At 34.0% G+C, this 20,829-nt stretch carries 18 protein-coding genes; 9 read left to right on the top strand and 9 right to left on the bottom strand.

Annotated elements, in window-relative coordinates; all coding sequences use genetic code 11:
- From GZ212_RS08610 to dapF, 5 genes are all read right to left on the bottom strand, one after another.
- Nucleotides 1–552 (bottom strand): peptidoglycan-binding protein LysM, encoded by a 552-nt coding sequence (locus tag GZ212_RS08610; RefSeq protein ID WP_370520467.1) that lies wholly within the window; start codon nt 550–552, stop codon nt 1–3.
- 226 nt (nt 553–778) lie between these two features.
- Nucleotides 779–1,684, bottom strand: a complete 906-nt coding sequence (locus tag GZ212_RS08615) for a DUF2279 domain-containing protein (protein ID WP_166958997.1) — start codon at nt 1,682–1,684, stop codon at nt 779–781.
- A 6-nt stretch (nt 1,685–1,690) separates the two neighbouring features.
- Nucleotides 1,691–2,734: an endolytic transglycosylase MltG gene (gene mltG / locus GZ212_RS08620; protein ID WP_166958999.1), complete on the bottom strand. Its 1,044-nt coding sequence runs from the start codon at nt 2,732–2,734 to the stop codon at nt 1,691–1,693.
- Between the two features lie 3 nt (nt 2,735–2,737).
- Nucleotides 2,738–3,259 (bottom strand): GNAT family N-acetyltransferase, encoded by a 522-nt coding sequence (locus tag GZ212_RS08625; RefSeq protein ID WP_166959001.1) that lies wholly within the window; start codon nt 3,257–3,259, stop codon nt 2,738–2,740.
- Nucleotides 3,253–4,032: a diaminopimelate epimerase gene (gene dapF / locus GZ212_RS08630; RefSeq protein WP_166959003.1), complete on the bottom strand. Its 780-nt coding sequence runs from the start codon at nt 4,030–4,032 to the stop codon at nt 3,253–3,255. The genes GZ212_RS08625 and dapF overlap by 7 nt, the downstream gene beginning before the upstream one ends.
- Before the next feature lie 156 nt (nt 4,033–4,188).
- Here dapF and GZ212_RS08635 point away from each other — a divergent pair, with 156 nt between their 5' ends.
- From GZ212_RS08635 to rplS, 5 genes are all read left to right on the top strand, one after another.
- A complete protein-coding gene (locus GZ212_RS08635) occupies nt 4,189–5,598 on the top strand; it encodes a trypsin-like peptidase domain-containing protein (protein ID WP_166959005.1) in 1,410 nt (469 codons plus the stop codon).
- A 137-nt stretch (nt 5,599–5,735) separates the two neighbouring features.
- The gene (locus GZ212_RS08640) at nt 5,736–7,184 is read left to right on the top strand and encodes a glyceraldehyde-3-phosphate dehydrogenase (RefSeq protein WP_166959008.1); all 1,449 of its coding nucleotides are present in this window, start codon (nt 5,736–5,738) and stop codon (nt 7,182–7,184) included.
- Nucleotides 7,185–7,321: 137 nt separating this feature from the next.
- Entirely contained in the window at nt 7,322–7,930 is a 609-nt protein-coding gene (locus tag GZ212_RS08645; protein ID WP_053971867.1) for a hypothetical protein, read from the top strand.
- 81 nt (nt 7,931–8,011) lie between these two features.
- Nucleotides 8,012–8,689, top strand: coding sequence for a tRNA (guanosine(37)-N1)-methyltransferase TrmD (trmD, locus tag GZ212_RS08650; protein WP_053971866.1), 678 nt, complete (start codon nt 8,012–8,014; stop codon nt 8,687–8,689).
- A 118-nt stretch (nt 8,690–8,807) separates the two neighbouring features.
- Nucleotides 8,808–9,161, top strand: coding sequence for a 50S ribosomal protein L19 (gene rplS, locus GZ212_RS08655; protein ID WP_053972134.1), 354 nt, complete (start codon nt 8,808–8,810; stop codon nt 9,159–9,161).
- Between the two features lie 657 nt (nt 9,162–9,818).
- Here the strand turns inward: rplS and GZ212_RS08660 are convergent.
- Together GZ212_RS08660 and GZ212_RS08665 are read right to left on the bottom strand one after the other, a co-directional pair.
- A complete protein-coding gene (locus tag GZ212_RS08660) occupies nt 9,819–13,577 on the bottom strand; it encodes a glycosyltransferase family 2 protein (RefSeq protein ID WP_166959010.1) in 3,759 nt (1,252 codons plus the stop codon).
- Entirely contained in the window at nt 13,561–14,886 is a 1,326-nt protein-coding gene (locus GZ212_RS08665) for a glycoside hydrolase family 2 TIM barrel-domain containing protein (protein WP_166959012.1), read from the bottom strand. Before GZ212_RS08665 ends, GZ212_RS08660 begins: the two co-directional genes overlap by 17 nt.
- Before the next feature lie 106 nt (nt 14,887–14,992).
- Between GZ212_RS08665 and GZ212_RS08670 the strand changes: the two genes are divergently transcribed.
- The 4 genes from GZ212_RS08670 (at nt 14,993) to GZ212_RS08685 (ending at nt 19,023) form a co-directional block, all read left to right on the top strand.
- Complete coding sequence (locus GZ212_RS08670; protein ID WP_166959013.1) at nt 14,993–15,568, top strand: pentapeptide repeat-containing protein; 576 nt, start codon at nt 14,993–14,995, stop codon at nt 15,566–15,568.
- A gap of 95 nt (nt 15,569–15,663) precedes the next feature.
- Entirely contained in the window at nt 15,664–17,889 is a 2,226-nt protein-coding gene (locus tag GZ212_RS08675) for an NADP-dependent isocitrate dehydrogenase (RefSeq protein WP_166959015.1), read from the top strand.
- Between the two features lie 95 nt (nt 17,890–17,984).
- Nucleotides 17,985–18,812 (top strand): N-acetylmuramic acid 6-phosphate etherase, encoded by an 828-nt coding sequence (gene murQ / locus GZ212_RS08680; RefSeq protein WP_166959017.1) that lies wholly within the window; start codon nt 17,985–17,987, stop codon nt 18,810–18,812.
- Nucleotides 18,793–19,023 (top strand): DUF6095 family protein, encoded by a 231-nt coding sequence (locus GZ212_RS08685; RefSeq protein ID WP_166959019.1) that lies wholly within the window; start codon nt 18,793–18,795, stop codon nt 19,021–19,023. Before murQ ends, GZ212_RS08685 begins: the two co-directional genes overlap by 20 nt.
- A 12-nt stretch (nt 19,024–19,035) precedes the next feature.
- Here GZ212_RS08685 and GZ212_RS08690 read toward each other — a convergent pair whose 3' ends face one another.
- Entirely contained in the window at nt 19,036–19,935 is a 900-nt protein-coding gene (locus GZ212_RS08690; RefSeq protein ID WP_166959021.1) for a neutral zinc metallopeptidase, read from the bottom strand.
- A 100-nt stretch (nt 19,936–20,035) separates the two neighbouring features.
- On the bottom strand, nt 20,036–20,524 hold the full coding sequence (locus tag GZ212_RS08695) for a hypothetical protein (RefSeq protein WP_166959023.1): 489 nt from the start codon (nt 20,522–20,524) through the stop codon (nt 20,036–20,038).
- Nucleotides 20,525–20,829: the final 305 nt, after the last annotated feature.

Here is a 20,829-nt window from a genome sequence, read left to right on the forward strand (position 1 = left end):
CTAAATAGTCCTTTTCACTTTGGCCTTCTTATTGGGAATGATTTCTGAAGTGTCATAACCTGAAAACCTTTTCATATAGTAGCTTATTGAAGTTCCGAAAGCATCTGCAAAATTATTTGAACCATAACTTCTCAGATATTTCTTAACGTTTCCGGGACCAGCTAGGTGAGCAGCGGCCAAAATACCAGATTCTGTAACCGTAACACCATTTACCACCATCCCATTAAACCTTTTAATATCCTTTCTTAAAATCCATTTGTTTCGTTCTGCATTGGCTATAAATGCCTTTTCCTGCAGTTCTGGGTTTTTAAGAAATTCATTTGGATTATAAATACCTATTAATTTGAGTGTTCCTTCACCGAACTGGTATTTTCCTAAGTAACCGTAAGAGTTCACAATAAAATAATTACCGCGAGACTCTTTAAAACCAACGGCTTCCTTGAATCCAACAAACGTTTTCCCTAAAGTTGGCGTATAGGTAACGTGGGGCTCGATAGTTGGCAAGACTAAGCTTCCAACGGGCTTGGATTCTATAGCTCTCGAAGATACCATTGCAATATCTTGGGAAGAATCCTTAATCGGCTTTATCGTTCTGATTTTTGAGAACGAAACTAACAATAGTAAACATATTGTAAGCGACGGGGCAATGTAACTTCCAATATTTCTCATAACGTTTCAATTTTTTTGGCGATTTTAATGACTTAAAACCACCTGAAAATTTCAGCGTGCAAAGGTATGATTATTTTTTATATTATGAAAATTAATCGATTAACTGTTTTTAAAAATAGATTCCGTGGAGTTTTATGCCGTTTTCTCCGTTGAACTCCATAGCTGGAAACGGCACTTTTATAGTGTTAAAAACACTAAATAAAGACCTCAAAATATGAGACTTAGTGTCTATTTTGGTTAGGTCCAAATCAAGACTTAAATAGATCTGATGATACCTATTTTGATCTGGAAATTGCCCATTTAACGTTTCATTTTTACCGGTCAACATGCCCTCAGCACCATACCCAATAGCCAAATTTAACCACTTTGGAATTCTAGTATCGTCAAAAAAGGAATGCAAATTGAAACTTAACCAATAAGTTTGACCGTTGTAATCTTTTAAAAACTCCTCCATAAATCCATCTCCCAATTTGTCTGGTCGCATTGGTGCAAACTCTGTTCTATGGAAAGAATATTTCAAACTGATACGCTGCTCCTCCCATAAAAGTTCTTGCCCAACATAAATACCTGTTCCTATGGCATTTGATGCCATATCGCTCCATGAGAAGCCCCATTCTTTTGAAAAACCATCAAATACCTCTACCGTAGTTAAAAACACAAAACCCAAAGTGGCACCGTAAATTAATTGGTCCTTCTTGCGCACACCACTCCATTCTAAAAGCTCTGCTCCCATCCTACCCATCTGGTAAGAAGTGTAAGTATGCCCCATTTTATCCATTTGCAACCATTCATCAAGATCATTAATGGTATGGAATTTTGATTGCGGATAATCTTTGTACCATAATTGGTGCAACCCAACCAAACTGATTGCTCCGACAGAGACTTCTGAAATTATGACGGCATTCCTCCTAGGAATGTTTAGTGTATCACTAGGCTTTAGAAATCTATTCACACGGTTTTGTCCATAGGAACAAATGCTTAGGAAGAAAAGCAGTCCATATGTAAAACCCTTCATCAAAAATTATTTGTTTATCCCTTGAGATGACAAATACTTTTGATACTCCCTGGCATTGACATTGTGTTGCGTCAAGGTTTTCGCAAATTTATGAAAACCTATTTTTTGGGCATCCGCAGCAAAATATAAATAGCTATGCTTTTCTGGATTTAATACCGCATTGATAGCAGAAATATCTGGCATCGCAATAGGCCCTGGTGGCAACCCAGCATTCATATAGGTATTATATGGAGAGTTAATTTCTTTATGTTTGTTAAGAACTCTTTTAATAACGGTTCCTTCATATTCTGGAAGTTGGTAGGCAGCAAATTTTAATGTTGGATCCGCCTGCAGAGGCATTCCTATCTTCAATCTATTTAAATAAACACCAGCTATTCTTGGCTGCTCTGAAGCTTGTTTGGATTCTTCATGAACAATGGAGGCCAAAGTCATCACTTCATTTTGGTCTAACCCTACTGCCAAAGCCTTATTCTTTCTATCGTTGTTCCAAAACCGATGGTATTCTTTTAGCATCCTATCTCTAAACTCTACGGCACTTGTATTCCAAAACAATTCATAGCTATTGGGAATATACATGGCTAGAGCTGTTTCCTTACTAAACCCTTTTTGATTCAGGAAATTACTATCGGACATAGCCTGAAAAAGTTCTAAGCTATCTGCTTCAATTTGATTCGATATTCTTCCGGCCAGTTTACCCAAAGACTCTTGGTTATTAAATGAAACTGTAATAGGCTGATTGTTGCTTCTTATGGAATTTATAATATCATTATTATTCATTCCCTTAGAAATCTTGTACTTACCTGCTTTAATATTTGTATTATACCTTTTTTGAGAAGCCAGAGCATCAAACTTATCAATATCCTTTAAAAGCGGTTTTAATTCTTCTCTAACATCTTGATAATTGGCCCCGGTAGGAATATAAATAAAAGCCTCTTTATTGTTAAAGGCTGTATTTGATTTAAGCATTACTCCATAAATATAGCTTGCAAAAATGGCAGCAACGATCAATCCAATTATGGCTATAGCCCAAAGAATCTTTTTAAAATACATGAGTTAAAGTATGTGTTGTAATAAATATTCATTTTTAAACTCCCCCTGAACAAGATTCCAGTCTTTTTTAAGACCTACTATTTCAAATCCTTGGTTTTGAAATAGCTTCAAACTAGGTTCATTATTTTCAGCAATGTTACAATATAATTGATGCAGTCCTAAATGTTTTTTACCATATTTCACAACAAGTTGTAATGCCTCTTTACCAAAACCTTTATAACGCTGTTCTTGGCTGTTTATCAATATCCCCACGCCTGCTCGTTTGTTTTGAACATCGAAATCAAATAAATCTATAAGCCCAACAGTTTCACTAGAATGTAGACAAATCACAAGTCTTAATTGTTTGACTTCATATATATCTTTATGTGCATTTTCCAAATACTGCTTTATAAGATATCTGGAATAGGGTGTTTGCGTTAAACTTACTTCCCAAACTGCCTCATCATTTTCAATTTCATAAATGAATTCTAAGTCTTCAGGCTCAAGAGCCCTAAGGTAAACTTGATCTCCTTTCAAAGTTAGCATAGGAATTCTCCTTTAAAAACTTGTTCTGCTGGTCCAATTAACCAAACATTTTCATAAATATCTCCCTTTTTGTCAAAAGACACTCTTAGCTTACCCCCTTCTACATTCAAATGAATTAGAGTGTTTTGGGCCAGTCCCAAAGAATGCATTGCAATGGCCACCGCTGTTACACCTGTACCACAAGATAGAGTCTCATCCTCAACCCCCCGCTCATAGGTTCTTACTTTAAAAGTGTTATCATCAATTTGAGATACAAAATTGACATTAGTTCCCTTTTGTCCATAAGGTTGCCCATATCTTATTTTTGCTCCTTCCGATTTTATATTGAAATTTTCCAGATTATCTTGGATTTGCACATGATGCGGAGATCCTGTATTGAGAAACATATAGTCCTTGTGATTTTCAATATCTTTCACATCCAACATTTGGAGATGAACCAAACCATTTTCTATAGTGGCATGATGTAAACCATCTACCGCTTCAAAAGTAGCCTTACTTTTAATGACACCTAAAAAATTGGCAAATGCCACCAAACACCTACCCCCATTTCCACACATGGAACTTTCATTACCATCGGAATTGTAATAGACCATTCTAAAATCATACGTTTCATGATTCTCCAAAAGGATTAACCCATCTGCCCCAATACCAAATCGTCTATCACATAAATGAGCCACCAATTTGGTGTTGGTTTTGTCAAAATCTTGTTGCCGATTGTCAATCATGACAAAGTCGTTCCCAGTTCCTTGATATTTGTAAAATGTCATTTTCATAAGAAATGCAAATATAGAAATATTAGCTGGCTTTTACAGCTGTTAAACACCCGTTAAAGGGCACGTTAAAAATCGTTAAAAGAATTTAGCAAATTTCAATAAAGAGGTAATTTTAAACGTTAATAAATTAATTATAAACCAAAAACCTTTTTCCCCATGAAAAAAATAATATCGTTAGTACTAGTATCGGTTTTAGGTGGAGCCATTACCTTGGCCAGTTACAAATTATTTATAGAAAAGGAGCAACCTGCTTTTTCAAAGACACAAGACTCCTCAAATTATGCCATCCCCGTAAGCCATTCGAATGCAAATTATTTTCCTGAAAATGCCATTGATTTTACAAATGCCGCTGAAAATACCGTTCATTCTGTAGTTCACGTCATGAACACTTCTTTTGGCACTTCTGATAGAATCACTTTTCAAGATTTAATCTTTGGTCGTTCTGCCCAAAGACCTCAAGTAGGTTCAGGTTCCGGTGTCATTATTTCACCAGACGGTTATATCATTACAAATAATCACGTGATTGATGGAGCAAACAAACTTACAGTTACTCTAAATGATAATAAAACTTATGATGCCGAATTGATTGGAACTGATAGTCGCACTGATATTGCTCTAATAAAAATCAATCCTGAAGAAGATTTGCCATACTCTACATTTGGAGATAGTGATCAAGCTAAAATTGGAGAATGGGTATTAGCCGTTGGGAACCCATTCAATTTAACTTCTACTGTCACTGCTGGAATTATAAGTGCCAAATCCAGAGATTTGTCTGGCGGAAAATTTAATCAATCCTTTATTCAAACCGATGCCGCAGTAAATCCAGGTAATTCAGGTGGCGCTTTGGTAAATTCCAGAGGTGAATTAATTGGAATTAACACAGCTATATCTTCCCAGACTGGTTCATATATAGGATACTCCTTTGCAGTTCCAAGTAATATCGCAAGAAAAGTAGTTGAGGATATTATTGAATTCGGAAACGTTCAAAATGGTGTACTTGGTGTTACTGGAGGTGCGCTAAATAATGCTATTTCTGAAAAATTAAGCATCAATGAAACCCAAGGATTCTACGTAGATAGTGTTGAAGAAGGTTCTGGTGCAGATAAAGCAGGCATACAATCTGGAGACATTATTAAGAAAATTGACAACATAGATATCACTAAATTTTCTGACTTAAGTGGTTATTTGAATACCAAAAGACCAGGAGATGATGTGCAAGTAACAATCTTAAGGGATAATAATATAAAAACAATTCAGGCTACCTTAGTTAGAAATCAATCTTTTACGATTCCACAGTTCGGGGTACTTAAAAACGCCAATGCAAACGAATTAAAAAAATATGGTGTTTCAAGTGGTGTGAAAATTGCTCAATTAGGAGAAGCCTATGCTAAATACCTTAGAGCAAATAATGTCAATGAAGGAAACATCATAATAAGTATCAATAATGAAAAAGTAAAAGATGTAGACGATGTTCAAGAAATTATAAAAAACAGATCTCCCTATGAGCCGTTGAGAATTGAATTGATCAATTCAAATGGTGAGTTGGAAAAATACAACTTTAGGTAGTTCAAATACCATCTAAACTTAAGAAAAGCCTTTAGGAAAACTAGAGGCTTTTTTTATTTAAAAATAGTTTTACGAAAACGTTTGAAATATATACTTTTGCACCAAATTTAAACACAACACAATTTAAACTAAAGACAATGAGTTTTAAAGAAGCTTATGAAAATGAATTGGCTTTTCAAGCAGACAGACGAAAAGCAACTGTTGAATTTATTAATATCATTAGCGATTTATGGTATGACAAATCAATAGAACTAGTGCTTTTCAGAAATCAACTGATTGATCGTAATGTGAGTCAAATTTTAAACCTTCATGAATATGCTGGTGAATTTGTTCAAAAACCGATCTCAATTTTTGATTCAGTTGAAATTGCTCAAGCTATTCAAACCCTTGACCTACCTCCTGCCAAATTGGATATTGGAAAATTGACCTACGAATACCATCTTGAGGAAAATAGCTATAGTAATGCTCTAAACTTTGTTGCAAACAAATTAAAGGATGCTTCAAAAGAAAATGGTATTAAACCAAAAGATGTCATTCTTTACGGTTTTGGAAGAATTGGAAGATTGGTAGCAAGAGAATTAATGGCTAGAACTGGGAAAGGTTCACAATTAAGACTACGCGCTATTGTCACTCGAGGAGAGATTACAGAAACTATTTTAGAAAAAAGAGCTTCTTTATTAAAGAATGATTCGGTTCATGGTGATTTTGAAGGTACAGTCATTACAGATTTGGAAAATAAGTCATTAATTATCAACGGAACTACCGTAAACATCATTTCTGCAAATAACCCAGAAGATATTGATTATACCGAATATGGCATTCATGATGCTTTGGTAATAGATAACACAGGAGCTTTTAGAGACCATGAAGCTTTATCTAGACACATTCAAGCTAAAGGTGTTGAAAAGGTTTTATTGACTGCTCCAGGAAAAGGGATTCCTAATATTGTTCACGGGGTTAATCACTTGGAAAATGACCCTGACAAGGTTGACATCTTTTCTGCTGCTTCCTGTACAACCAACGCCATTACCCCAATCTTAAAGGCATTGGATGAAACCTTTGGTATTAAATCAGGGCATTTAGAAACAATTCATGCATATACAAATGACCAAAACCTAGTGGACAATTTTCACAAAAAGTATCGAAGAGGTCGTGCAGCTGGTTTAAATATGGTTATAACTGAAACAGGTGCTGGAAAAGCAGTAGCCAAGGCTTTGCCTTCCCTAGAAGGGAAATTAACTTCCAACGCCATTAGAGTACCTGTTCCCAATGGATCTCTTGCCATTTTAAATTTGGATTTAAATCAGTCAACATCCCAAGAAGGCATCAATACAACTTTAAAAAAGTATGCTTTGGAAGGAAGTTTGGTTGAACAAATCAAATATGAAATGAACGATGAATTAGTATCAAGTGATATTGTTGGAAGCTCTGCACCATCCATCTATGATAGTAAAGCCACTATTGTTAGAGAAGATGGCAAAAATGCTGTACTATATATTTGGTATGATAATGAATATGGCTATAGCCATCAAGTTATTAGACTTGCCAAATACATTGCCAAAGTAAGACGTTATACTTATTATTAGTATCAAACGTCCAAAATAATATTTCGTCCGTATATTAAAAAAGCCTCACAACAGTGAGGCTTTTTATTGAACTTAAACTGAAAATAAACATAATTTCTTACTTTCGTAAAATCCAACAATCAAAATAAATTGACCTAATGAAGTTTGTAAAGCTGTTTTTAATTTTATTGACCCTTACCCCATTAAGCTTACTAGCCCAGAATAATGATGATGAAGATGATAAACTTTCTTTATATGAAGGTTCTATAGATAACCAATTTGAATATCTCATTAGAAAATCAAACAATTATAAAGACTATAAAGTGGTTAAAAAGGTATGGCTGTATGAATTAAAAGCTCATACCTTGGACTCTTTAAAAGCTGTTCATAAGGAATTGGCCGATACACGAGCCGTGGTTCAAAATCAAACCGAAGAAATAGACGGATTAAAAGCCAATTTGGCAAACACCCAGACCACTTTAGGTAAAACAGAAGAAGAAAAAAACAATATGGCTTTATTTGGACTTCAAATGAGTAAGTCAAGTTACAATGTTTTAATGTGGTCTATTATTGGCGGCTTATTAGCCCTTTTACTTTTCTTTATTTATCAATTCAAAAACAGTAATGCGGTAACCAAAAGTGCTAAAAAGTCTTTAGCTGATATTGAAGAAGAGTTTGAAGAGCATAGAAGGACAGCTTTGGAGCGTGAGCAAAAAGTAAGACGTCAGTTGCAGGATGAAATCAACAAACAAAAGAGCGGCAACTAAAAGAATTCATAATTTTCATTTAAAAATCTGTAATTTCAATTACAGATTTTTTTTATTTGCATCCTATAGAAATGAGATATTATGAGGATTGATATCATTACCGTGCTCCCAGAACTTTTAAAAAGTCCATTTGAGGCATCAATTATGAAAAGAGCTATTGAGGCTGAGTTAGTTGAAGTTCATTTTCATAATTTAAGAGATTATACTACTGACAATTATAAAACTGTGGATGACTATCAATTTGGTGGAGGTGCAGGTATGGTCATGATGGTGGAGCCCATTGACAAATGTATATCCCAATTAAAGTCTGAGAGACATTATGACGATATCATTTATATGACTCCAGATGGGACCACATTAAATCAAAAAATAGCCAATCAAATTTCACTACAGGAAAACATCATCATCCTCTGCGGTCATTATAAGGGTGTTGATCAAAGAGTTCGTGATCATTTTATAACCAAAGAAATTTCAATAGGTGATTATGTCCTTTCTGGAGGGGAATTGGGCGCCGCAGTTTTATGTGATGCTGTCATTAGACTTATTCCAGGTGTTTTAGGTAATGAAACTTCAGCTTTAACAGACTCCTTTCAGGATAATTTATTGGCACCTCCTATTTATACTAGGCCCAGATCATATAACGGCTGGGACGTACCAGAAATTCTTTTTAGCGGAAATTTTCCTAAAATTGAAAAATGGCGAGAGGATCAGGCATATGAAAGAACCAAGCAAAGAAGGCCAGATCTTTTAGATGAATAATTTTTATTCCAATTAATTGTAAATTAGATATTATTACCTATTTTTGCATCCAATTTCGGATTAACCTCTGGCGAAAACCGTGTATGTTGCTTCGATTCAAACATTTAATTTTAAAGACATGGAATCTTTAGTAAAATTTGTACAAGACGAATTTATCCAAAAAAAGGACTTTCCAGATTTTAGCGCTGGAGACACAATCACTGTTTATTATGAAATTAGAGAAGGTGATAAAGTTCGTACACAGTTCTTTAGAGGAGTTGTAATCCAAAGAAGAGGAACAGGTGCTTCTGAAACCTTTACAATCAGAAAAATGTCTGGAACTGTAGGTGTAGAAAGAATTATACCTATCAACATGCCAGCTTTACAAAAAATTGAGGTAAACAAAAGAGGTAAAGTACGTAGAGCACGTATTTACTACTTTAGAGGTCTTACTGGTAAAAAAGCAAGAATCAAAGAAAGCCTTAAACGTTAATAAACGTTTCATAACATTTAAAAGCCCTGTATATACAGGGCTTTTTTTATTAACAAATGTTAATAAGTGAAGTTTATAACAATTTAACATCTAATTGGTTAAAAATTTTGTATATTTAATGTCCTATCATACTTTAGTAAAACAATTGAGCAGCAACCTAGTTGCTTTTAGATCGAACTAAAAAAGTTTAATTGTATTTAAAGTAACGTTCTTTAAAAATAGATTTGTTTTTCGAGGTTCTGAGGAAAGCGTGTAGGCGTGGAACTAAAGGAATCATGATATTGAAGAGAAGTTTAGGATGCATGAGCAGTTTAAATGGAAATCAATTGAAAGTTTTGGAAATTAACTGAATCGAAAGAAACGGTTAAAAGAAAAAGCAATTTTGTTTAAAAACATAACTTACGAAAGTGGAGTATGTCAATTAAGCAAAATCAAGGAGAACAATCATCGAAACATTGTCAATAGGTCAATACATTTTGAAAATTGAAAATGTTTCATTTTGAAATAGTAAAACTTGAACCGAAACGATGTAAATTGTAACTTTAGTAGTCATACTAAATAGGTCACGCAGAGCTATTTCGAAGAAAGCCATGTCAAAGTAGTTTTACAACTATAGTGATATGGCTTTTGTTTTTTATGATATCTTGAATTCTGTTGTTATGGTTTTAAATCTGTAAATGTTTGTGTCACTACATTTTCTTTGTCAATTACGGTTAACATCAATTTATAACTATTCGGGTCTTTTGGAACTTTTAAATAAACCTCACTTCCCTCTCCTACTTTCTCAATAGAAATACATTCTTTTTCCCCTTTGTATTTTAATAAATTCCATTCATATCTATAGTTTCCTTGATTACCCCCCATTTCCCATCCTATTCTATCACCATAAAACATGGCATAACACACTACAACGTTTCCTGGGTAGAAAGTTTTATTTTGTTTTAATATTTTAATGTTCGGAGCATCATATTTAAACTTGGGCTCTCCAAAGCTTTCAATGAAATCAAAATACTTATTTTTCAATCTTCCTTTCCTATCAATTAAACCATCAAACGTTAACTTATTTATTGCAAATTGATCTTGCCATGATACATAATAAAATGACTTTCCATTTGCTAATTCATTCCAATTAGTTGAGATTTCATCACCTAAATAATCTACGGAAACTGGAACCCCAAGATTATTTATATAATCCCAAGCCCCTTCTTGCAACTGATCACTCTTTAGTTGTATATTAATCCCGATATCTTGTTTAAAAACATCTGAATAAAACTCCAATTTATTTAAAAGGTTTCCCTCTCCTTCTATTCCAATGAAAATATTTTCATCTGAAATTTGCCGTATTCCAGAAATCACGGTTTTCAACCAATTTAAATAGCCATTTCTATATAGAGTAAGGTCTGGTTCTTTAATATTATTAGGAAGTTTGGAGTAAAAATCATTTTCAAAACTCCATGATATTATATGATTATATTTTTGATACTCCCTTACCCTTTTTAGGATATTTGTTTTTAACTCATCAGTTTCTTTATTAACCTCTAAAAAGTTAGTGTTTAATGGAATAAAAAAACTGTAGTTAACGTTAAGTTCGTTCTCTTTACTAATTTCAAGTAAATTGTAGTCATAGGTAGTATTTTCAATGAATTTAACTGTATTTATTCCTGCAGTTTTCATTCTTTGAAAATCCTTTTTCAAATTAATTCTATTTAAAACATGGTAGTCACTTTTCCAGTTTTGGCCTTTATTTATGTTAACCCCATAAATATTTGTCTCCCGAATCTTCTTTCCTGCAAAAGTATTATCCTGAATATTGAAATTTTCATCAACTTTTCTATTTTCTAAAAGTGAATAATGTGAATATAATTTATTATTCCTTTTAAACTTACCAAAATTTAATTCAACACCATCCTTAAATGTCCAATCATATACAAGTTCTTCATTTTGGATTCCCACAGGAATATTATCATCCACCCTACTGTTAAAAAATACAACGGCCTGGATTTCTGGGTATTTATTCTGCAAGTCTGAAATTCCATTTTCAATCCAATTAGCCTGACTTTCTTTATCATTTCCAACACTACCAAATTCGGTAATGATTACCGGCTTATCAGAGACACCATCTAAATTATCTCTAAAAAAAGTATACAATTCATCAAAGGAATACCAATCTTTAGAGTCTTTATTTGATTCATAATTAAGAATGTCCAAACCAATCCAATCAACAAAATCATTTCCTGGATAAAAAGTCTTCACATTCTCACTCTTCCAAGGATTCCATATCCATATGACATTATTAGCTTTTACTTCCTTAAAAATACTATGAACCCTTACCCAAGCCTCTTTAAATTGAAATGATTGCGCTTCACCTTCAACAAACCAAGGATAAAATGGATTATCAAACTCATGAGCAAATCTTAAAAAAATTGGCTTTTTTAATTTCTTAAGCCTCATCGCAAATTGAGTTATATAGACATCAAATACCCCTTCATTAATCAATTGATAAACATTTCTATTTTCTTGTCTTTCTATTTGAAAACTATTTAGCCACGGCTCCCATGTGATAAGAGGTAAAGACTTATTAATAAAAATTGAATCTAGATAGGTTGAAGGAAATGTTGTTTCTATATTTTTATCCCAAGGAAGGTAAACAGAAATAATATCTGGATGAAATTCGTGATTTGCAGCAAACTGATTAGCTCTTTTTAAACTTGTGAAACCATTGTCGGATTCAGGATAATAGCAACCTAGATAAGTTAATTTTGGAGCTTCAAACATTTCTTCAACCACTACTCCATTAAGTTTAAGTTTTTCGTTTTGAACTTGAAAGTAAACACTGAGTCCAAATATGATCAACACAATAATAATCCCTGCACTTTGCCAGAAATTAAAAAATTGATTTTTGAAAAATGATTTTTTAATTTCTAACTCACTCGTTTCAATAGAAATGGGATTGGTCCTTTCAAAAGCGAATACTAAAGTGTAAAACATATCACTTGCATTCCATAATGCAAAACCTGACATGAAAAGCGAAAATGGTGTAAAATCACGTTGCAAACCATAAATAATTGCTACAACACTTAGAATTCCCATAAATAAATTAGGCACTATCAAGGCCAATGGCGTTTTATCTTCACCTGTTTTGGGGGTTGGGATATAGGGGATCTTTTTCCTAATCAAACTATAAAAGACTCCTAATATGAATATAGACCAGGTTGTATGAAAAAGCAATCCACCGGTGATATGCATCCCCCTTTCAGATTTTTTAATAATCCATTTTTGAACAAATAACCTTATCCCTAGAATAGAGGCAAAAATAGGAAGTGTAATGAGCCAAAAATTATAAATATTTCCTCGCCATGGAGTGGTACTAAAAAATAAAGAGAGAATAGGAATCAATAAAACAAAAAAGTAGACGATTCCCGCAAGATAATGCAAGGGAATAATTCCAAAATGCAACTTCTGCCTTAAAGTGAAATTTGAAAATAATTTAGGAAAAACACTGATTAATAACTCAAAGGTTCCTCTAGACCATTTTAATTGTTGCTTGAAATAAGAACTTAAAGTTGATGGCACTAATCCTTTGGTAAGCATTTTAGGAACGTATACCGATTTCCAACCCTTGGCATACAATTGCATCGCTGTATGCATATCCTCAGAAAGGCCTGGAGAATGCCCTCCTATGGAATCCAATGCCTCCCTTCTAAAAACACAATTGGCTCCAATAGCATTTACTGTACCATAAGAATTCATGGACATCATAACTGGACCATAGAACTGATAGGTTTGTTCTGCCGCACCCAAGGCTACTTTGGATTCATTCTGGTTGTAGTACCCCTGAACAGACTGCACAAATCCTATCTTTTCATCTTCAAAATAGGGTAACAACTCAGTTAAAAAATTGGTTTCTGGCACATGGTCGGGATCCATTATAACACAAATATCACCAGTAGCTATTTTAAGGGCATTATTAATATTACCTGCCTTTGCATTTTCCTTACTTGTTCTAGTTACATGTATTATAGCATTTTCTTTACAGAAATTTTTCAGGTATGCATTATCATCTTCATCGCACAAATAAGTTTCATGCGGATAATCCATATTTTTTATTGCCAAAAGAGTTTGGGTAACCATATCTATGGGCTCACCATCACAAAATGTAGTAAATACATCTACCTTATAGGAGGTCCTATGTTTTGGTTTATTAGGAATTGAAATACCCCAATAATGATACCACGTGTATAACAATCGAAACGTATCAAAAAAGATAACAAAAGTTAAAAGAAGAAACAACGGTCTGTTTTCAACTAAATCTGGTTTAAAAAACCAATAGAAAAAATTAATGAGACTGAGGACTCCTATCAGAATCATCACTCTTAAAATACGTAGGCTATTTTGATTTTTATTCTTTTTTGTCATTAGGATTCAGGACGTAAAACGCAATATTTGCTGTCGAATAATTTTGTTGGTTGTCATATACCCTTAAAACCATTCGATATGCACCTTCTTCTTCAGGGGTATTAAAGTTAATTTCTTCACCCTTGCCTTTTAATTTAAACTCTGAGTTCAATAACTTCCACCCCTCATATATACTTGAGCTTTCTTTGTATAAATTCCAATCATAAGTTATAGAATCAGAACTAATAGTTTGTGCTAAAGTTTCAATTTCTAATTTCTCATTTGGAGAAAAAATACGATTGTCTTGAGAGTCTAAATTTTTAAAACGAAAATATACAATCTCTAAAGGATAAATGAGATCTGTTTCTTCCCAGCTAGACTTTAAAGCATAATAAACAGGTGACTTATTACCTTCGTCATCAAATATATTGAACCAATCCGGAGTACCTTCAAATTTTTGTCCCCAAAAGAATGCCGTAGATCCTAGAATGGAGGTATTAGGTTTTATATTATTTTGATAAGAACTGAAATATCCCTTGGCCTTCTCACTTCCTTTTTTTTCTTGGATAGAAAACCAATATTCATTCTTTGCTTCCCATGGCCCTTGATCACCCCATTCACTAATAAAAAAAGGTTTCATGTTAACAAAAGGAGACATTTTGTTTAATATACTTTCCAAATCATCTAAATTTCCAAAAACATTAAATCCTACCAAATCCAATTTACTAAAATTCAAGGATAATCCTAAAATATCCTTTTCCCCAATCCCCGTATAACTTGTGCTTACAGGATGATTAGGGTCTTCCTCATGAATAAGGTCAATTAATTCATTATAGGTATTAATATAGGTTTTATTGGAGAGTGAAAAAGGCAAGTTTATCTCATTTCCTAAATTCCAAAACAGCAAAGAAGGGTGATTTTTATGCTCTCTTACATACGAACGTACATAGTCTTTAATTGCTAATACCTTTTTTGGTTCGGAATAATAATTAGAATAAAATCTAAACTCAGGCAAAGGAATATCTAATATTACAGACACTTTATACTTTTTTGCCAAATCCAATTCAATCCTTGAATTTATGGTATCGTAAAGTCTAATTGTATTTCCTCCCGCCTGAGCGAGTTCCTTTATATGTCCCTTCCCAGAAGCACCCTTTATGTAAAAGGGTTTACCATTTTTTAAAAGTTCATAACCTTCATTAGTTTCCACTACCCTAACCGTAGCATTTTCACTCATTTTGTGTCCACGGTCCGATTTCAGAAAAAGTAAAGTTCCTATGACTATGACAAGCAAAAGAAGGCAAACGATGATGAATCCTTTCCTACGCATTAATAATTTTAATATCCCTATTCAATATTAATGAAAACCAACACTCCAATTGAAAAATTCCGTTGAAACCAATGTAAAATCAGATTAAAGAATAATATTTGCACGTATGAATTCACTTCCATTTTTTTCAGATCTTTTATTCGAGGACGAATCCTATTTAGAAAAAGGTTTAGCAAAGGGTGAATACGACCATTGCGTTTTTAAAAATTGTGATTTCCAAGATGTCTATTTATCAAATATTTCTTTCCTCGAATGCACTTTTATTGATTGCCAAATGAGTAATTGTAAAGTGGGAAATGCAACTTTTAATGAGGTTACTTTTGATAATTGTAAACTTTTAGGAATTCATTTCTTTGAATGCAATCCTTTTCTCATTTCCCTCATTTTTAAGGATTGTAATTTGGAGTTGGCCTCCTTCCAAAATATGGATATTCCAAAATCTTCTTTCGAAAATTGCAATTTAAATGCTGCGGATTTCTCTTATACAAATCTGACCGCCAGCTCTATAAACAACTGCAACCTAATCAATACAAAATTTCAAAATTCAATTTTAGAAAAAGTAGACTTTCGACAATCCTATAATTTCCAAATAGACCCTGAAAATAATAGTTTGAAAAAGGCTATTTTCTCTCGTGATCATTTGGAAGGATTATTGTCTAAATATGGCATTATCATTGAATAATTGCTCCAATTCAGTCTAAGAAAAATAATAGTATTTACTATATTTGTTCGATTTATAAAAAAAGAATTACACAAAGCATAAAATTACAACCAAACATGTCTAAATCTTCAACAATATTTTACACCAAAACAGATGAAGCTCCGGCTTTAGCAACCCAATCTTTTTTACCTATAGTCAAAGCATTTACAAAATCTTCAAATATCAATATCGAAACAAAAGATATTTCTTTGGCAGGGAGAATATTAGCAACCTTTCCAGAATTTCTGAATGAAGATCAAAAGATCGAGGATGCTTTAGGTGTGTTAGGAGATTTAGTGAAATTACCCGAAACAAATATTATAAAACTTCCAAATATTAGCGCATCAGTTCCGCAACTTTTTGCAGCTATCAAAGAACTTCAATCCAAAGGATTCAATATTCCAAATTATCCTGAAGACCCACAAAATGAAGATGAAAAAAGTATCAAATCAAGATACGACAAAATTAAAGGTAGTGCGGTCAACCCAGTATTAAGGGAAGGAAATTCAGATAGAAGAGCACCAAAAGCTGTTAAAAATTATGCCAAGAAAAACCCACATTCCATGGGACCTTGGACATCAGACTCTCAATCGCATGTTGCCACAATGGAACAAGGCGATTTTGCACACAATGAGAAGTCTGTGACTGTTGAAAATGCTACTAAAATCAAGATTGTTCATACAGATGAAAAAGGAGAAGAAACCATTTTAAAGGATAACTTCCCTTTACTTGCTGGCGAAATCATAGACGGAACCGTCATGAATAAAAAAGCATTAATCCAATTTCTGGAAGCAGAGATTGCCGATGCTAAAAAAACAGGAGTATTGTTTTCATTACACATGAAAGCTACAATGATGAAGGTTTCAGATCCAATTATTTTTGGACATGCCGTAAAGGTTTTCTTTAAGGATGTATTTGCTAAGCATGGTGCTTTATTAAAAGAAATTGGTGTTGAGGAAAACAACGGATTTGGAAATTTGGTTTCCAAATTAGACGAATTGCCACAAGAAAAGCGTTCTGAAATTGAAGCTGATATTGATGCTGCTTTTGCAAATGGACCAGCACTTGCCATGGTAAATTCAGATAGAGGTATTACAAACTTACATGTACCAAGTGATGTCATTATTGATGCTTCTATGCCTGCTATGATAAGAAATTCAGGGCAAATGTGGAATGCAGATGGCAAATCTCAAGACACCAAAGCCGTTATTCCTGATAGTAGTTATGCAGGGGTTTACACTGCCACAATTGATTTCTGTAAAAAGAATGGCGCTTTTGATCCAACAACCATGGGTACCGTGCCAAACGTAGGATTAATGGCTCAGAAAGCAGAAGAATATGGTTCTCACGATAAAACATTTGAAATTGAGACCAATGGCAAAGTAACGGTTGTAAATGAAGAAGGCATTGTTTTAATGGAGCACACAGTAGAAGCTGGAGATATCTGGAGAATGTGTCAAACTAAAGATTTACCTATTCAAGATTGGGTGAAATTAGCCGTAACTAGAGCTAGAGCATCTCAAACGCCTGCTGTATTTTGGTTAAATGAAGATAGAGCACATGATGCAGAATTGATTAAAAAAGTTAATAAATATTTACCAGAGCATGATACTACTGGATTAGACATAAGAATCTTGGCTCCGATACCTGCTACGAATTTCACATTAGAAAGATTAAAAAATGGCGAGGATACCATTTCAGTAACTGGTAATGTATTAAGAGATTACTTGACAGACCTATTCCCTATCTTAGAAGTTGGAACTAGTGCTAAGATGCTTTCAATCGTTCCATTAATGAATGGAGGTGGTTTATTTGAAACTGGTGCCGGAGGTTCTGCTCCTAAACACGTTGAACAATTATTGGAGGAAAACCATTTAAGATGGGATTCATTAGGTGAATTCTTAGCTTTGGCTGTATCCTTAGAGCACCTAAGTGATACCTTTAAAAACGAAAAAGCTCAAATCCTAGCAGACACCTTAGATAGTGCCACTGAAAAACTATTGGAAAATGGTAAAAGCCCGTCACGTAAAGCAGGTGAATTAGACAACCGTGGAAGTCATTTCTATTTGTCTATGTATTGGGCACAAGCATTAGCTGATCAAAATAAAGATATAGCTTTAAAAGAACAATTTGCACCAATAGCCAAAGATTTAAGTGATAATGAGGAAGCAATTGTTAAGGAATTAAACAGTGTACAAGGAAAAGCTGCCAATATTGGTGGATACTACGAGCCAATTCAGGATCTTTCTGAAAATGTCATGAGGCCGAGTAAAACCTTCAATGAAATCATAAATCAAATTTAACGAATAACAAAAAAGCTCCCAATTCGGGGGCTTTTTTTTAGAATCAAATTAAAACCTCCTAACTTAAATACTTTATTATTTCATTATTTTTGGATATGTCTTTTACCAAAACAACAGAACAAGATTCCACTTACAACCATCTTGAAAAGATGAGTGTGTCAGAATTATTGACTAATATTAATAAAGAAGATCAAACAGTTCCTTTGGCTGTTGAAAAAGCCATTCCATTTATTGAAAGCCTGGTAGATCAAATTGTATTAAAACTAAAAGATGGAGGAAGGTTATTTTACATAGGAGCAGGTACCAGTGGTAGACTGGGAATTGTGGATGCCTCAGAATGCCCGCCTACCTTTGGAGTTTCGCATGACTTAGTCATCGGACTCATTGCAGGTGGAGATTCCGCCATCAGAAAGGCCGTGGAGTTTGCAGAAGATTCTGAAGACCAAGCCTGGGAGGACCTAATGGATTATAACATTTCAGATAAGGATGTTGTTGTTGGAATTGCAGCCTCTGGAACGACACCTTATGTCATTGCCGGATTAAAAAAGTGTAATGAAATGAATATCATAACAGGTTGCATCACCTGCAATCATAACAGTCCACTCTCACAAACTGCCAAATACCCTATAGAAGTTATCGTTGGTCCTGAATTTGTTACAGGAAGCTCCAGAATGAAAGCTGGAACTGCTCAAAAATTGGTATTAAATATGATTACAACTGCTACCATGATTCAATTAGGCCATGTCAAAGGGAATAAAATGGTAGACATGCAGTTGAGTAATAACAAGCTTGTGGATAGGGGAATCAGAATGATTATGCAAGAAATAAAGGTTACTGAAGAAGAAGCTGTTAAACTACTTGAGACATATAAAAACGTAAGACAAGCTATTCAAAATTACAAGCATGGAAACGAAACACACTAACAAAAAAGTATTGGTAGAAGGCCTAAAAAAAATGGGGATTTCCCTATTGTGTATGTTTTTGGGACCTAGTTTAATTCATATTGCTTTTAGTAACCAAGAAAAGCCATTGTATATTCCTATTTTAATATTGGGAATATTGGTTGCTGGTTGTGCTGTTTTCTTCGCTTTTAGAGGATTAAAAACAATCTTGGACAGTATGTTCAAAAATTAATCGAATTCAAACCTACAAGGGATTTGCGTTAAACGTATCCCCTTGATTGATGTCTCCAGTCTCAAAGCCTTTTTTAAACCATCTAATGCGCTGCTCTGAAGTACCATGTGTGAAAGAGTCTGGCACGACCCTACCTGATGATTGTTGTTGTAAACGATCGTCGCCTATGGCATAGGCCGCATTTAAAGCTTCCTGTAAATCTCCAGTTTCCATCATTTGTGTCATTTGTTGGGAATGGTGCGCCCAAACGCCTGCTAAAAAATCGGCTTGTAATTCCAATCTAACTGAATATTTATTGAATTCTGTTTGACTCATTTGCCCACGTAATCTTTGAACCTTATCAGATATACCCAAAAGGTTTTGAACATGATGTCCTACCTCATGGGCAATGACATAAGCTTGGGCAAAATCCCCAGGAGCATTCAATTTTCTTTCCATGTCATCAAAAAAGCTAAGATCTAAGTAAAGCTTGTCATCTCCAGGACAATAAAAAGGCCCTGTAGCACTTGAAGCATACCCACAAGCAGATGAAACTGAACCGGTAAATAGGACTAAAGTGGGTTCCTCATAATTACTGATCAATTGATTCCAAACATCTTCAGTGCTTGCTAAGATGGTTGCACTAAAATCTGCCAACTCTTCTTCCTTTTGAGTGCCCTGGTAAGGAGCTGAAGTTTCAGAAGTCACAGGCGAACCAGTAAACAGTTGACCGATGAAATTTAATGGATTATATCCCAATAACATAGATCCAACTAAAAGGACACCAGCAATTATAAGTCCTGTTTTTGTGAACAAAAACCTGACCAAAGAAATAAGCAACATGGGGTTAAGTCCTCCCAAACCTGATCCTCCGCTACTTTGTCCTCTACGGTCTTCTACATTTGAACTCTGTCTTCTACCTTTCCATTTCATATTATTTATTGATAAGATTTTAAACTTTATTACAATTTAAATATAATTTTGCTTGCCCTAAACGAAAATCTCATTTTTTATTAAACTGAAAATAAATTAGTTATAACGAAGGCGTGGTGGGATTATAACCAAAACTTAGGTCAGAAATAGACACATTCAATCCATGCAGAATATAATTAATGATGGCATAATGGTGGATGGCATGACTATTTGCTTGCGCTAATAAGGATGCATGGGTATATGATATTTCAGTCTTTCCCAGACCTAAATCATCAACGACAGTCACTTCATTCAATAAAATATTAGGATAATTTCCAAGGCCCCTCTGAATATTTTCAAGATATTCCAAAGCAATTAAACATGATGTTTCCACTTCTTTGTCTCTTTTCCGGCATGTTAAGTCCACGTGATTGCTCTTAACTCCCTCTATTATACAATGGTAAAAATCGAAGATGTGTCTTAGGTGGCTACCTATGCTAGAATAATATGGACCAATAGATGCATTTATTAAAATTTGATCATCTAAATTCTCTATTAGAATACGTGATTTTGAAAGCGTTTGAAGACTTGCAGAAATAATTGAATTCATGTCCAACAAATTACCCAAATTTACCGAAACAAAAAAACGATTTTTCTGCTTAACAAAGGTTTTGGAAAGATTAAACCAATCAAGGACTAATTACTTAATATAAATAATCAGTCGATTTGTTAAAACGCAAAAAGTCAACAATTTCGGCACTTTATTTTTATAAAAAATCGAACGATTAATTAGCTCCTTAAATAATTGTGTCTATAATAGTTAAGTTTTCTTTCCAAGATTGTTAAAAACAAAAAAAGCACCTGTCAAATGACAAGTGCTTTCAAAAAAGGCGGCGACCTACTCTCCCACAATGC

It is taken from the genome of Mangrovimonas sp. CR14 (genome assembly GCF_011764015.1).
GTDB lineage: Bacteria > Bacteroidota > Bacteroidia > Flavobacteriales > Flavobacteriaceae > Mangrovimonas > Mangrovimonas futianensis.